The organism is Shimia ponticola (genome assembly GCF_007995215.1).
In the GTDB taxonomy this organism is placed as follows: Bacteria; Pseudomonadota; Alphaproteobacteria; order Rhodobacterales; family Rhodobacteraceae; genus Shimia_B; species Shimia_B ponticola.
In genome coordinates, this window is record NZ_VCDK01000003.1 from 477,866 (window position 1) to 493,643 (window position 15,778).

The window sequence follows — 15,778 nt, forward strand, 5'->3', positions numbered from 1 at the left end:
AGTCGGCTGGCGCACGCTCAATCCTGCAATGCGTTCTGAAACGCCGCAAGGAATGGCGAAACTAGGTAGCTGGCAAGTGTCGTTTCACGCGCCGCCAATGAGATCGACACCGGCATGTCCTCACTCAAACTGACATCCGCCAGAGCGTCTTGCACCAAAGCCAAAGCATCCCCTTCGAAAGTCGCGCGCCCTTCATAGCTGATCGGCTGCCCCGCCTCATCCAAGTTTGCACGTGGCGATATGGCGGTCACACGCACGGTGATATTGGGCATCGCCCTCTGAGGCAGGCTTGGGATCACCAGCTTGCCTGTCATGCCGGGCGTGACCTGATCAATTTGATGCGGGGGAATGTGAAACGCGACATGTGGGCGTTCCAGAGGTTGGGCAAGGCTAACGAGCGAAGCCCCGCGTTGGACATACATGTTCTCGCCCAGGAAATGCATCTGCGTCACGGTTCCGTCGCTGGGTGCGAGTATGACAGCCTTGGAAATGCGATCCTCCAATTCGACGATCCTTGGTTCAAGCTCGTCCAAAACAGACAGGTTCGCCTCACGCTTTGCTGCAAGCTCGACCTTGAGGGCCAGCGCAGCAGCATCCGCTTGCGCCTTGGTCTGTCGCGCCTGATCCCGAAGAGCCAGCAAAGAGGCAAGGTCAGACTGCACTTCACCTTGGATGATTAAGAGCCGTTCTGCCTCGGCCTCTTGTTCAGTCTTGGGAACAAGGCCTTGCTGCGCCAACCGGTCCTGCCGTCCAAGGCGCGCGCGCATCAGGTCTGCCTGCTGGCGCGCCACTGTCACCTTTTGATCCAAAACTGTTGCCTGTTCGCGCAGGCTACGTGCGCTTTCTGATTTGGTTTTGTGCTGCCCAGCAGTCAGCTGATGCTTCAGCTGCAGAGCAGCGCCGGCACCAGATTGCGGCATTGATAGAAATGCGTCTTCATCTGCAAAGAACGCATCAATCGCGGCGTTTTCGGCTTGGATACGTTGACGCCGCGTGCGCAGGCCCTGCAAAGCCGCGCGATCCAGCCTGTCATCCAATCTGAGCAGTATGTCACCCGCGCGCACCCGCGCATGTTTTTGGATGTAAACCGCAGTGACCTCTCCGCCATAAGGATGTTGCAGTTCCAATGTCGGCTGCGCGGACACAATGGTGCCGCTTACATGGATCGTTGTTGCCAAGGGGGCCATCACGGACCAGACGACAACCATGATAATAAAGGCCGCAACAACTGCGCTCGCACCGAATAGCGGCCGCGTCACCGAGCGTGGCAAAGTATCCGACAAATCGCTCAATTGATTGCACTCCCGCTCTGGCGCGTGGAATTGGCCTCGCGCGGTACGCCGCCTTGCATGGCCACCCGAAACACAGTTGCGTCCTCGGCTGACGACACCTCAAATCGTTGGCTGAGCTTGCTGACCGTCGCCAACGCCGCCTCTTCGGGAGTAAGATCGCCCAAGAAAGTATCTGACGTCTGCATCCGTGCGCGCACGGTTTCCAGCGTTGTTGCCGTTTCGGACCCGTCCGGTCCGGTCATCTGCAGCTCGCAATGCGTGTCATCGACAAAGGTAAAGGAAAACCGCGCATGGCGGAGTTCATCCTTTGGGGCTGCGGCGCGCGCCAGATTGAAAAGCTCGGTCGCAATCAGTTGCGCCTTTTGCGAAAACTCGGCGTCGCTGGCCCGTGTGAATTGCGCATCGACCCAGTCCGACAAATCCTGCAACGCGGCTTCAAGCAGCGGCAGTTCGATGTTTCGGTTGTTGGCGCCCAAACGACCGAGAACCTCGGCCCGCGGTCCCAAGTCGACGCAACGCCCATGCTCAATCCGCATGACCTTGTCGGCAAGCCCCATGATGCCCGAGCGATGTAGCACCATCACAATCGTTGTTCCGGCGTCTTTGAGCCGCGCCAGTGTCTGCGCGAGAGCACGTTCCCCGTCCGCATCCAAAAGCGCGTTCGGCTCATCAAGAAAAAGATACTTTGGCGTGTTATAGACCGCGCGGGCCAAGGCAATGCGATGTGCCTGCCCTGCCGACAACATATGCGCATCGGTCCGCAAATCCGTGTCATAGGAGGCGGGCAAAGCCGAGATCAGACCATGCACACCCGCAAGCTTGGCAGCAGTCAAAACCTTGCTGTCATCGCGCGGCATGGAGAAACACGCGATGTTTTCCGCAATTGTGCCGGGCAAGAGCGCCGCGTGTTGCGGCACATAACCGGTGGCCTGATAAAGTGTTGCTGCAGACAGTGCCTTGACCTCGCTTTGATCAAGAAAGACCGCCCCGATCGGTGCAGGCTCTGTGCCTGCCATTGCAGCCAGCAAGGTGGATTTTCCCGATCCCGAAGCCCCCACAATGGCAAGGCATTCCCCTGCCTTGAGCCTGAGCGAGATGCGATCAAGCCGCGGAGGCGCACCACCGCCGCGTGGCACGACAAGCGTATCTGCAGTCAACTCGCCGCTGAACTCCGAAACTTCGGTGACCGTGCCTTCTTTCGTCGCTGGCATCGCCACCAAGGCACGGAAGCTGTTCAAGGATGCTTTGATCTGCGGCATTTGGGTCAGAATGCCCTCGATTGTGCCGTATCCCTTAGCCAGAATAATGGATGCAGCAATCATGCCGCCCGCTGACAACAGATCAGCGGTCACAAGATAGGCACCGAGACCCAAGGCCAGAACCTGTCCTGCGCTGCGCACGAATGAAGCCAAACCGGTATTCATACTCAGCGCCGCTTGCCGCGCATCAAGATGTTGATGCCGCTGACTTTGAAGGTTAACGAACCGCTGACGCAAGTTGTGGGCGATCATCGCCACGCCAGCGCGCACGCCAAACTGGGACGCATCCGTCAGAACCTCTTGTTCTTGCGCGGCCAATTGCCCTGCAGCGCGCTCCTTGGGCTCAACCAACAACTTTGCCAGCAGCCGTCCCGCGCCCGCCATCAAAACCATCAACAAGAGCAAAGCCACAAAGCTTGGATGCACAAACCAAAGCGCAATCAGAAACACTGGCATCCACGGCAGGCTCAAAGCAGCGATGGCAGCGCTTCCGCTCAGAAAACGCGAAAACTGAGCGACGTCTTCGATCACGCTCTGGGGCTGGCTTTGCTGCGGCAATAGAGCCGCTGTCGCGCCCACACGTTCTGTCCATCTCGACAGTCTGCCAAGACACAGATCGCGTGCGCTTTCGACCATAGCTTGCAGCGCGAGTGCGCCAAGCGCGAGCAATCCAAGCAACAGAAGCGTGGCTGTGTTTCCGCTCGGAATGACCCGGTCGAGCACCTGCATCATAAAGAGCGGGCTGACCAGTACACCCAAGTTCGTCACAAGGCTGAACACCAGCAGTGGCAAAGCCAACCGGTAAAGCTGAGAATAAGCATTCATGATCCGGACGTGCCCCCGCCACCCGTCACAGGATGAAGTTGCTCTCGTCCAGGTCCTCTGCCTCTACCGACTTAAGGAATAGGCGGTCGCCTGCATCGCCACCACCCAGCGCAGCAAGGTTGATTTCGGTGGCCCAGCCTTTGTCGGACATCACGGTTTTGAGGTCGTCATAATCGATGCCATAGGCAGACAGATCAATCTGGTCATGATCGGTTTCAAAGTCGTGGATAATATCCTGACCGCTGCCGCCGGACACGACAAACGTGTCCGCGCTGTTGTCGCCGCGCCAATGGCCGCCCCACATGTGGTCATTGCCTGCTCCGCCTTCGATCACGTCGCGGCCTGCCCCACCGACCAGTTTGTCGACGCCATCGCCGCCGGAAATGACATCATTGCCGCCGCCGCCGTGCATGTAATCCCTGCCCGCGTCGCCAGACATCGTGTCGTCGCCCGCCTGCCCCAGCATTTTGTCATCACCATCGCCGCCGGACATGACGTCATTGCCGTGGTTTCCAAACATGCGGTCGGACCCTTCGTCACCAAAGAGCGTGTCTTCGCCCTGCCCGCCATGCATTCGGTCATCGCCAAAACCGCCATGCATCTCGTCATCGCCCGAGCCGCCACGCAATCTGTCATCTCCGCCCTCCGAGGGGGTCAGCTCTGGACTGCGTAAAAGCACCGCTGCATCCGCATCGATGTCGGCGAAGGTGTCCACGGCGCGGGGGTCCATCGTGCCGTCGTTGGACGACGTGCTTTCTGCCTCGGCCATGAATTCGGAATAGGCTTGGTCTGTGTCCCAGTTCACGTTGACGCGAAAAATTCCACCCTGCGCGCCGGTGCTGGCATCCAGATCATGATCGCCACGGTTGAGACCGTAATAAAGCGTGCCATCCCCATCCATAAAGACGGCTCCATAAGCCCCCTTGGCCATCCCGGATTCCATTGTGTCGCCATAGAGCGTTCCGGTGATTGGGACTTCCTTGAATGTTGGCTGCCCGCCGTTTTGCACGGTTGCAACATCAATCTGCACAACCTTGCCCGCCTCACCGTTACGACCCGGCGACACCACAGCATAGAAATGCCCATCCTGCGCATTAAAGGCGAGGTCGTAGGTCCGATCCGTGAACAGACCGTTGGGCAGGTTGTAGTGATCAATGACCGGATTGCCGTCAGCGTCCAAATTATCGATATCAACCACGCTGATGCGATCCAGTGACGAATGAAATGTCCAAAGGTTGCCGCTGGCGTCAAAGTCGCCAACGTAGTCGGCGTAAACCCCGTCGCCCACGCGGAAGGATGCGCCGCTTGCGTCGATCATCACGATGTCCGAATTCGACACAGGGTTGCCAAGACTGTCAAAGCCAGCCGATTTTGCGACGCCATAGATCAGGTCATCTTCGACGTTAAAGCCAACAGCATTGACCTTGAATCCAGCCCCCGAGCCCACATCGACATATTGCTGGCTGTCGACATCAAAGGCTTTCAGTTGCCCACCTATTACTTGATAGAGCGTCGACTGACCTGGCGCAAAGGCGTCGACAGGCACCTCTTGCCCACCGACCTCAACAGTTTTTTCGTAGGATGCAATCGGGCCGCTGAAATCATAGAGGTCGTTCACCTCCGGCTCGACGGCGCGGAAGGATAGCTCGCCTTGGCTGCCCGCGCTGACGACATCGACCTCGTATCTTTGGTACGCGCCTGATGTCGTCTCAATGGTGTCCACAACCTCGCCGTTCCAGAGCACCTCTACCGCACCAGTCGAATACCCCGCCGACAGGTTTGCAGCCAATTCGAAGGCGATCGTGTAGCTTTCCCCGGCCACGGTCCCCGCTGATTGTGAAATCTGTGACTGACCATCGATGTCGGTGAATTGCCAGCCAGATGCGTCCCCATAGTCGGCAAATGACGTCGCTGAACGGTCGGTGTTGGATAGCAGATTGCTGTCATTCAGATCGCCATAGATGACGTCGTCACCCGCGCCGCCATTGATCAGATCGGCGCCCATGCCGCCTTCGCCATAGTCATCACCGCTGCCAAGGTTCAAGGTGTCGTTGCCGTCTTCGCCAAAAGCGCGGTCGTCATCCGACCCTGCGTTCAAACGGTCATTGCCCGCGCCACCAAACAACGTGTCGTTGCCCCGGTTCCCAAGCAAAACATCATTGCCTGCGCCCGTGCATATGACGTCATCGTAGGCTGGAGTGCTACTGAGATCGGTGACGACAACCGCCGCTGCGTCGTAGACCCATTCACCATTCACATAGGTCCATTCGGCACCAACCATATCACCGGCAGCGAGATCGTTTCCTGCGCCAGTGCTGATGTCATCGCTGCCCGCGTTGCCATTCACGCGATCCGCATTGTCCAACTGCTCGCTCAGCGTGCTGCCATCATCGCCCTGATAGCCATCGACGATCTGGTCATCGCCTGTTGAGCCAACAAAGTTCGCGTCCGCGTTACGGTCGGTATCAGACATCACACATCCCTTGGTCCTGAGAACGAAATCAGGGCCAAGGCCTAGAGGCGATGCCTTAACGCGCCGTTATGCCAAGCAGGTGGTTCGCGAAAAATTGGTTTTACGGTTAAGAGGCGCTGAACAGGTCAAAAGGTTGCGGAGTGCAAATCCCGCACCAAGAAACGCGCCTGCCGATCAACGTCTTGCGGCGTGAATGTGATGACCCGTTCTTCTCCTGGCAGAAGCGGAAAGGCGTTGTCTGAGAACCGCCCTGCAATGTCGGCCTCGACGGCCACAAACAGGGCAAGGCCCTCGGCCCGCAGTGTCAGGGTGGTCTCTTCATTGTGCGAGACGCGCATTTCAATCTTCGGAGCGGACAGGTTGTAGGCCTTGAACGGACGCGGCGCATAGCATTCTGTCCACTCCGTTCCGTCGGCGTCTGTCCACCGAAGGTGCAACAGTTCTTCATCCGAAATCGGGTCCAAGAGGATCGGATCACTGGCCGCGTTTTCAGCCAGCTGCATAGAGCCATCGAACAGAACACGCGTTGCCCCGTGGGTTGTCATGGCGGTCACGGTGACTTGGGTCTCCACGTCATCGGGATGATCGTTGACCATGTGCAAAACTGGACCCTGATCACTTGGGACAATCGTCGCAAGAACGGGCGCATAGAAGCGTCGCGCCATGTGATGCAACAGCTTCCATCCCCCGCCATAGTCCAAAGAAGCCCAAGAACAGACTGGCCACGTATCATTGAGTTGCCAGATCAATGTACCCATGCAGTGCGGTCGCAGACTCCGCCAGTAGGTGACAGCGATTTGGATCGCCAGCGCCTGTTGGACCTGCGAAACATAGACAAAATTCTCAAAGCTGGTCGGGAACCGGAAGTAGCGGAACATCGTCTCGGCAATCCGCGCGTTGCCGCCCGCGTTCTTCTGATGGCTTTCCATGACCGGGGCCGCGATGTTGAAGTCGGATGGGTCGGCAAAGCCGCGCACGACATCCATCGAGGGGTAAGACTGAAATCCGAACTCTGAACAAAACCGGGGCTTCACATCGCGGTAGTGTTCGAAGTCACGGCCTTCGTGCCAAACCGACCAAAAGTGCATGTCGCCCGCACTGTCATCATGCCACGCATCGCCGAATGACAATGGTCCAGGGGATGGTGATGACGGCCACCAATTCACCTCTGGATCAACAGATTTCAAAGCCATCTCAATGGATCGGTTCAGCCGATCATAGGCCACGAGGTAGCGGTCACGGTCCTCGACGCTTTCTTTGTACCACGTCAGCGCGCCGATCAGTTCATTGTCGCCACACCAAAGCGCCAGCGATGCGCGGTGTTGCAAACGGCGTGCGTTATCGACGACTTCGCGTGTGACCTCGTCGAGGAAAGCATCGTCGGCAGGGTACAGCGAACAGGCGAACATAGCATCCTGCCAGACCATGATCCCCAACTCGTCACACAGGTCGTAGAAGGCATCGTTTTCATACCAGCCGCCGCCCCAGACGCGGATCATGTTCATATTTGCGTCGACCGCAGACTGCAGCAAATCGCGCAAGGCGTCTGGGTCGGAATTGCCCGGAAGGGCATCCTGCGGAATCCAGTTTGCGCCTTTGGCAAAGACCTCGCGACCGTTGACCCGGAATAGGAATGACCGTCCAATCTCGTCGGGTTCAGACACCAACTCGATGGTGCGCAAGCCTACGTTTCTGGTGGTTTGTGCCGCGTCACATTCGATGCTCAACTGATGCACGACCGATGCAGGTGCGTCGCCCCGTTGACCCGCGGGCCACCAAAGCTCGGGATCATGGATTTCGAAATCAAAGGTTGTCCGATCCCCAGAAATCGCGCCGCTTGCGGTCTGACCGCACAGGGTGGCTTTGGCGACCTCTGGCATACCTTCGAGCAAAGCCGTGACACGGACTTTTGCCAATCCGGGTTCATGATCCTGATGCACCAACACGTCCGCAATGCGGACCGGAACCACCGGCTCTAGGTGCAAGTCGCCATAGATACCGGATGGCATGAGCGCCGCGTTCCAGTCCCACCCAAAATCGCAGGCGGGCTTGCGCAGCATATTCCCGTTCGGGACAGGGTAGTTCTTGGTGTAAGGCACAAAATACGGCTGTGCCTCTTGGCGCGCATTGGCAATCCGCGTCGGCGAGTGAAAGGTGATGCTGATCTGGTTCACTCCAACACTCAGCACGTCGGAGACATCCACGCGATACCGGCGAAAGGCGTTTTCCGCCTCTAGCACCGCCTGATCATTCACACGGACGGTTGCGACGGTATCCAATTGCGACAGGCACAGGACCTGCGCCTTTTCAGTTACTTGGAACTCGCGGGTCACCGTCCAGTCACGGTCAGCAATCCAGCGAACATCGTATTCGTTTTGACCCCAGTACGGGTCGGGGATCAGGTTTGCCTTCGCGAGTGTGCTGACGATGTCACCGGGTAGCGACATTTGACAGGCATAAGACTTCGTTTCGTCCTGAAGCGACCATTCACCAGCGAGATTAATCATGATCGCATCACCTTTCGCGCGGAGGCCTGAGTTTAAGTGCCGGGCACTGGAAACGAGGCGTCGCGCCAGTCCGCCCCCACGAACTGGCGCGACTGCGCCAGCCCTCAGGCTGGCGCTATTTGAAAAGGCGTGGGCTAAAGGTCAGAGCCTCAGCTCGCTCGCCGCATCAAAGAAGTTCGCCTTGGCCGGATTGATCCCGATTTCGATCTGGTCACCGTCGGCAATCTTCATCTGACCGTCCAGCCGCACGCGCAGGCGCTTGCCCGCAAAATCGGCCCAGATCAGCGTGTCGGACCCCATCGGCTCGACCAGTTCTGCGGTGACAGTTGTCCGGTAGGCCGCGTCTTCGACGTCGCGGCCCGAGGCCACGTGTTCGGGACGGATGCCCATGATCGCCTTGCCGTCGATCTGGCCTCCTGTGAAGTCATAACCTTCGGTCGGAAGGTTGACGTCACCCATCACAAACCGCCCACCTTTCAATTCGCCATCAAAGAAGGTCATGGAAGGCGACCCAATAAAATCGGCCACGTATTTATTGACGGGGCGGTTATAAATCTCATCCGGGCTGGCCAGCTGCTGGATCACCCCACCCTTCATGATGGCGATCCGGTCGGCCAAAGTCATGGCTTCCACCTGATCGTGCGTCACGTAGATCATGGTGTTTTTCAGATCGCGGTGCAGTTCCTTCAACTCCACCCGCAAGTCCGCGCGCAGTTTCGCATCAAGGTTGGACAGCGGTTCATCGAACAGGAACACGTCCACGTCCCGCACGAGCGCGCGGCCGATCGCAACACGCTGGCGTTGACCACCAGACAGCGCGGCAGGTTTCCGGTTCAGAAGCGGCCCAATCTGCAAAATCTCGGCTGCCCGATCCACGCGCCTGCGGATCTCATCTTTGGGCACCTTGGCGTTTTTCAGGCCAAAGCTGAGGTTCCCCTCAACGCTCATCTGCGGGTAAAGCGCGTAGGACTGGAAAACCATTCCGATGCCGCGTTCGCTGGGTTCCGCCCAGGTGACGTTATTGCCCTTGATGTGGATTTGCCCACCGGTGATGTCGAGAAGACCGGCGATGCAATTCAGCAGTGTCGACTTCCCGCAACCGGACGAGCCGAGCAAAACAAGGAATTCACCATCGTAGATATCAAGGTTCAGGCCCTTCAGGACATCAACGGCCCCGAATGACAGATCAAGGTTCTGGATGCTGACTGAGTGCATCTTCTTTTATCCTTTCACGGCGCCGGCAGCGATGCCGCGCACGAAGAGTTTGCCTGAGACGAAGTACACGGTGAGCGGCACGAGACCCGTCAGGATCGTTGCGGCCATGTTCACGTTGTACTCTTTCTCGCCAAAGGTCGAATTCACGATGTTATTGAGCTGAACCGTCATCGGGTACGTCTCGGGACGTGCGTAGACGATGCCAAAGAGGAAGTCGTTCCAGATGCCCGTGATCTGAAGAATGACAGCCACCACAAGGATCGGCACCGACATCGGTAACATCACCTTGAAAAAGATACCCCAGAACCCTGCGCCATCGACGCGTGCGGCCTTGAACAACTCTTCCGGCAGCGAACTAAAGTAGTTGCGGAAAAGAAGCGTCAGGATCGGCATCCCGAAGATCGTATGCACAATGATCAATCCGACCAAATCGCCATAAACACCCAGATTTCGCAGGATGATAACGATGGGATACAGCATTAGCTGATACGGGATGAACGCACCGAAGATCAGGATGGTAAAGAACACGTTTGCCCCGCGGTAGGGCCAGTTGGCCAACGCGTAGCCATTCACCGATGCCACCGCGATCGACACGATGACCGACGGCACAGTGATGATGACCGAATTCCAGAACCCGCGGCTCAGGCCGTCACAGTTCAACCCGGTACACGCGGTCGCCCATGCCTTGAACCAAGCGTCCAAGTTAACGGCATCTGGAAGCGCGAACACATTGCCTTGCCGGATTTCCGGCAGCGTTTTCAACGACGTGACAATCATCACATAAAGCGGTGCGAGATAGTAGAGTGCGAGAATGATCAGCGTGCCGTAAACAAAGACAGAGCCGAGCGTCCACGTGTTCTTTGGCTTCGCGCCCGAGGGCGTGTTAGTGGAACTAGCGGCCATTGCGACGTCCTCCGAATTCGTAAATCGACCACGGCACGATGATGATCAGGACAAAGCACAACATCATCGTAGAGGCGGCAAAGCCCTGCCCCAGATTCTGGTTCCGGAACATCATTTCATAGACGTATTTGGCCGGGACCTCAGTTGCGAGACCTGGTCCGCCTTGGGTCTGAGCAACGATCAGGTCGAATACTTTGATAATAGCAGTTGCGACCAGAACGATCGCCGTCACAAAGATTGGACGCATCATCGGGATCACGATGTAGACATAGGTTTTCCAGGCCGGAATGCCGTCCACGCGAGCGGCTTTCCACACGTCCTCATCAATGCCACGCAATCCAGCGAGCATGATCACCATGACAAGGCCGGTGCCCTGCCAAAGCCCGGCCATCAGAACCCCATAGATTGCCCAATCCGGGTTCGTAAGAGGCGCAAACGTAAAGCTTTCCCAACCCCAATCTCGGACCACTTTTTGCAGACCAAAGCTCGGGTTCAACATCCACTGCCAAGTCAAGCCAGTTACGACAAATGACAGCGCGTAGGGATACAGGAAGATGGTGCGAAACACGTTTTCGCCGCGGATCTTTTGGTCCAGCAGGGCGGCCATCAGGAAGCCCAAAAACAGCGAAAACGCCATCATGCAAAACCCGTAGATGGCAAGGTTTTGCATGGAGATAATCCAGCGGTCGGTGTCCCAGAGCCGATCATACTGATCCAGCCCCACCCAACGCCACCGTGGCAGCAGGCGCGACCCGGTAAAGGAATAAGCGACTGTCCAAAGGGTACAGCCCACGAAAATCACAATCGCCGTCAGCGCCATCGGGATCGAGGCAATTTTTGACGACATGTTTCGAAGTAGTTGATTTGGGCGCGTTGCGGACGCCATCGTGGACCCTCCCCAGAAGTCTCAGACAGGGACCGGCGCGGTGTGCGCGCCGGTCCCCAGTTTTCAGGCTAGGCCCGCGCGATTAGTCTGCGCGTGCGATGATGCCTGCATACTTCTCTTGGACTTCAGCAGCGGACATGTCGCTGTTCCAGAACTGAACGATCAGGTCGTTGACTTGGCCGATGGTGTCTTGGCTCAGCGCGATGTTTGCGCCCGCCAGGATTTTACCGTCTGCCAGAAGGCCCAAGCCTTTATTCATGCAGTCGTTGGCTGCCGAAAGATCGACGTCACCGCGCACTGGCAGCGAGCCTTTCTTCAGGTTGAAGTCAACCTGCACCTCTTTCGAAATCATCAGCGATGCCAGCTCAAGCTGTGCCGCTTCGACGTCTGCGTCCGAGTTCTTGGGGAAGTAGAACGCGTCACCACCCAGCGACAGAACCGGGTTCACACCCAGACCTGGCAGACAGGTGTAGTCTTCGCCAGCAACGGCCTCAGCCACAGCGAATTCGCCTTGCGCCCAGTCACCCATGATCTGTGCGGCCGCTTGGCCTTCGATCACAGCTGCAGTTGCCAGGTTCCAGTCGGTGACGGTGATGTCAGCGGCCAAGTCACGCGCTGCAGCAGCAGCTTCGAAGACAGCGGCGTAGGCTGGGCCTGCGGCGACATCGGCGTCTTTGGCAACGTTCACTTGCTCCCAAGCTTCTGGGCCAGCGATTGCAACAGCCAGCACCTCAGTGATTGCACCGGCTTGCTGCCACGCTTGTGAACCAACCGCGAGAGGCGCAACACCCGCTTCACGCAGAGCCGGAGCGGCTGCAACGAATTCATCCCAGTTCGATGGAACGTCTGTGCCCGCTTTCGCAAACGCATCGTTGTTCAGCCAGATCCACTGCCATGAGTGAATGTTCACAGGCACACAGTACAGGCGGCCATCATATGTGCAGGAATCCAGCAGAGATGACGGGAACACAAAGTCGCGCCAACCTTCTTGTTCCGCCAGATCGGTCAGGTCCAGGAACAAACCTTCCTGGATCAGGTCTTCGGTCTGACGGCCGTGGTTAAACTGAGTGGCGCCCATTGGGTCACCGCCCAGCAGGCGCGACACAACAGCCGGAATGGCGTTCGTACCGCCGCCGCCAGCAATCGCGCCGTCGACCCACGTGTGGCCCGTTGCGTCAAGAGCTTTGGCGAACTCGGCTACAGCCGCAGCTTCACCGCCGGATGTCCACCAGTGGACAACCTCAAGCTCTGCTGCCGTCGCCGCGCTAGCGCTAACAAGCGCAGTGGTGGCCAGCACCTTAGTTAGGTGTTTCATTTATTCCTCCCTAGAATTTATGCTTTGACGTAAAGGCATTTCATTTTACAAATCAACAAAAATCTAAAACGATTTAGGAAGTTGTTACGGGTGGCTGCGCAACACGGCTTGCAGTCCGCATCATCCCTACCAACCCGGATTGATGAAACCGTAAGTGACTGAAAGAAATGGCGAAAAAGAGACCGACACTTAAGACGATCGCACAAATGACCGGTTTCGCCGTGCCAACCGTGTCGCGTGCGCTCAGCGATGCCCCTGACATTGGCGCCGCCACAAAAGCCAAGGTTTTGCAGGTCGCTGAAGAGATCGGGTACGTCCCGAATCATGAAGGTCTCAGACTTCGCACGGGCAAGACGATGAACATTGCCCTGATCCTGGCCACGCTTGATCAGGTGACAGATAAATACGGTCTGTTGATCGGGTCAGTCGCCCGCGCGTTGCGCGGAACAGGATATACATTGTCGATCACACCGTATTCGCCCGAAGACGATCCGTTGGCCGCCGTACGGCAGGTTGTCGAAGCCAAACAAGCCGACGCCATTATTGTTGAGCGGATCATGATCGACGATCCACGTATCCGGTATATGGCTGAAACAGAGTTTCCGTTTGTGATGTATGGCCGCACCGATGTGCCCGGGACATTCCACTATTATGACTTTGACAATCACGCCTTCGGGCGTGCGGCCGCCCAGTCAATGCTGGATCGCGGACGCAAGCGTCTTTTGGTGATCCCGCCGCCACCAGATCAAACCTATTCGCGTCACATCATCGAAGGCATCCTGAGCGTCACAGCCCCGCTGGGTGTTGAACCGGAGTTTTTGCGCGGGGTGCACAATCTCAAAGGTCGAGAAGACGCATACGCGACGGTCCATGACCGGTTACAGCTAGGCCCACTGCCCGATGGCATCATCTGTTGTGCAAGCCGTGAGGCGATCGTTGCCTTGCGCGCGATGCGTCGTCTTGGCCTAAAGACCGGCGTCGATATTGATGTTTTTTCGAAGGAAAGCGCCCCTTTGCTGTCGGATATCGACAGCAAGGTCATGACCTATTTCGAGGACGTGGAGAAAGCCGGTGGTTTTCTTGCGAAAGCGGCCATCAGATTGATCGAAAACCCGACGGCGGCTCCGCTGCAATTCGTGGACCGGTATGATTGGCAACCCGAGCCCGCTCCGGTTGCCTGATCCCTACATCGTGTAGTTCAACCCAAGACGTCCGCCATCGACATAGATGGTCTCACCGGTGATGTAGCTGGCTTTCTTGCTGGCCAGAAATGCCACTACATCCCCGATTTCGCGCGCAGTTCCCGCCCGCCCCAAAGGCGTGCGCGACATTGCTTTTGCGAATGCATCCGGGTTGGCATTGACGCCCGCCATCATGGCTGTGTCGATCGAGCCCGGCCCAACCGCATTGACGCGAATGTTGTGCGGCGCAAGCGCCAAGGCCGCCACTTTGGTCAACTGCATGACACCGCCCTTGGACGCGCAATAGGCCGGGATCGCAGGGATCGCGACCTGCGCATTGATGGACGACATATTGACGATCGCGCCTTCGATGCCCGCATCAATCATCTGCTTGGCCACAGTCTGGGTTCCAAGGAAAACGCCGGTCAGATTGATACCGATGACAGTCTGAAAATCCTGAAGCGTGTAATCCAAAAAATCTGCTGGCATCGCCACGCCGGCATTGTTGACCAGAACATGCGGCACTCCATGATCGCGCGCTATGGTGTCAAACAACGCCAGAACCGCGTCAGGGTCGCCCATGTCGCAGGTCATCGCCACGGCATCGTCCCCAAGGCCCTTGGCGGCGGCTTGCACACCTTCGGCGTTGATGTCGACCAAAATGCAGCGATGACCGTCTTCCGCCAAAGCTTCGGCGCAGGCGAGGCCAATTCCCTGGGCACCGCCCGTGATGACCGCGATAGGTTTTGTCATGTGATGTCCCTCGGTTCATTGGGATTTTTGCGGGCAATGCACGCGCGCCGCAGAAATCGGATTTGCTGCGGATAATGCACCGGTCACAGCTGTCTGCAACAGATCAATTCCCGACGCGCGCCGATGCCGTCCGGTTAAGAGCCCTTGTGACCCCTTACTCTTTCGCGCCGGTTTGAATCCAATGCCAGCTGGATGCACACATCTCGTCAAGCGTCCGCTTTGCCTCGAAGCCCAGCAATTCACGTGCGCGGTCGACCTCAGCGCACAGTACCGGGACGTCGCCGTCACGCCGATCTGTGACGACATGGGGCAGCGTTTTTCCGCAGGCGCGGGAATAGGCCTGCAGCATGTCAAAGACCGAACTTCCGATCCCTGTGCCGAGGTTGACGGTATGGCCCAGATTGCTTGCCATCAGCGCATCAAGAGATTTCACATGCCCCATGGCCAGATCGCACACATGCACATAGTCCCGCACCCCCGTGCCGTCAGGCGTGTCGTAGTCGTCACCAAACACGTTGAGATGCGACAATTCTCCGGCGGCCACTTTGGCGATATAGGGCATCAAATTGTTCGGAATGTCGGACGGATCTTCGCCGATTGTGCCGCTTGGATGCGCACCTACAGGATTGAAATATCTAAGAATGCCAAATGCCCAAGCCGGATCGGCGGCGGCGGCCTGTTCGAGGATCTGCTCACTCATCAGCTTGGTAAAGGCATAGGGGCTGGTGTAACTGCGGGGCGCGGATTCAGGGATCGGGATAATGTCCGGATCGCCATACACGGTCGCCGACGACGAAAACACGAGCCTGCGCACGTCATGGGCATCCATCAGCCTGAGTAGGGTCGTGAGACCACCGACATTGGTTTCGACATAGTCGACGGGGTAAGATACGCTTTCGCCCACCGCCTTCTTTGCAGCAAAATGCACGACCGCATCGAATTCATGAGCGTTAAAAACGCGTTCCATAAACGCATCGTCCAGAACCGAGCCTTCGTAGGCCTCGACCTTGTTCAGACCTGTCAAACGCCCCAGCCGGGTCAGAACCGATGGTTTGGAATTTGAAAAATCATCAACGATGACAACAGAGTAGCCTGCCTCAACCAAGGCAACGAACGTATGTGACCCAATGTACCCTGCACCACCGGTCAAAAGAACTGTTCTAGTCATG

11 protein-coding genes are annotated in these 15,778 nt (G+C 57.4%); 1 reads left to right on the top strand and 10 read right to left on the bottom strand.

The window, feature by feature from the left end:
- Window positions 1–17 precede the first annotated feature (17 nt).
- The 8 genes from FE702_RS05735 to FE702_RS05770 form a co-directional block, all read right to left on the bottom strand.
- Window positions 18–1,292: a beta-barrel domain-containing protein gene (locus FE702_RS05735; RefSeq protein ID WP_222611788.1), complete on the bottom strand. Its 1,275-nt coding sequence runs from the start codon at window positions 1,290–1,292 to the stop codon at window positions 18–20.
- Window positions 1,289–3,376: an ATP-binding cassette domain-containing protein gene (locus FE702_RS05740; RefSeq protein WP_147125304.1), complete on the bottom strand. Its 2,088-nt coding sequence runs from the start codon at window positions 3,374–3,376 to the stop codon at window positions 1,289–1,291. The genes FE702_RS05735 and FE702_RS05740 overlap by 4 nt, the downstream gene beginning before the upstream one ends.
- Before the next feature lie 25 nt (window positions 3,377–3,401).
- Entirely contained in the window at window positions 3,402–5,849 is a 2,448-nt protein-coding gene (locus FE702_RS05745; protein WP_147125305.1) for a calcium-binding protein, read from the bottom strand.
- Window positions 5,850–5,974: 125 nt separating this feature from the next.
- Window positions 5,975–8,356, bottom strand: a complete 2,382-nt coding sequence (locus FE702_RS05750; RefSeq protein WP_147125306.1) for a beta-mannosidase — start codon at window positions 8,354–8,356, stop codon at window positions 5,975–5,977.
- 141 nt (window positions 8,357–8,497) lie between these two features.
- On the bottom strand, window positions 8,498–9,571 hold the full coding sequence (locus FE702_RS05755) for an ABC transporter ATP-binding protein (RefSeq protein ID WP_147125307.1): 1,074 nt from the start codon (window positions 9,569–9,571) through the stop codon (window positions 8,498–8,500).
- Between the two features lie 6 nt (window positions 9,572–9,577).
- On the bottom strand, window positions 9,578–10,474 hold the full coding sequence (locus FE702_RS05760; RefSeq protein ID WP_147125308.1) for a carbohydrate ABC transporter permease: 897 nt from the start codon (window positions 10,472–10,474) through the stop codon (window positions 9,578–9,580).
- Complete coding sequence (locus tag FE702_RS05765) at window positions 10,464–11,321, bottom strand: carbohydrate ABC transporter permease (RefSeq protein ID WP_255449596.1); 858 nt, start codon at window positions 11,319–11,321, stop codon at window positions 10,464–10,466. The genes FE702_RS05760 and FE702_RS05765 overlap by 11 nt, the downstream gene beginning before the upstream one ends.
- Before the next feature lie 121 nt (window positions 11,322–11,442).
- Window positions 11,443–12,675 (bottom strand): ABC transporter substrate-binding protein, encoded by a 1,233-nt coding sequence (locus FE702_RS05770; protein ID WP_147125310.1) that lies wholly within the window; start codon window positions 12,673–12,675, stop codon window positions 11,443–11,445.
- Between the two features lie 167 nt (window positions 12,676–12,842).
- Here FE702_RS05770 and FE702_RS05775 point away from each other — a divergent pair, with 167 nt between their 5' ends.
- A complete protein-coding gene (locus FE702_RS05775) occupies window positions 12,843–13,856 on the top strand; it encodes a LacI family DNA-binding transcriptional regulator (RefSeq protein WP_147125311.1) in 1,014 nt (337 codons plus the stop codon).
- A gap of 3 nt (window positions 13,857–13,859) precedes the next feature.
- Here FE702_RS05775 and FE702_RS05780 read toward each other — a convergent pair whose 3' ends face one another.
- Both FE702_RS05780 and galE read right to left on the bottom strand, forming a co-directional pair.
- On the bottom strand, window positions 13,860–14,609 hold the full coding sequence (locus FE702_RS05780) for an SDR family NAD(P)-dependent oxidoreductase (RefSeq protein WP_147125312.1): 750 nt from the start codon (window positions 14,607–14,609) through the stop codon (window positions 13,860–13,862).
- A 154-nt stretch (window positions 14,610–14,763) separates the two neighbouring features.
- Window positions 14,764–15,777, bottom strand: a complete 1,014-nt coding sequence (galE, locus tag FE702_RS05785) for a UDP-glucose 4-epimerase GalE (RefSeq protein ID WP_147125313.1) — start codon at window positions 15,775–15,777, stop codon at window positions 14,764–14,766.
- Between the last annotated feature and the right edge of the window lies 1 nt (window position 15,778).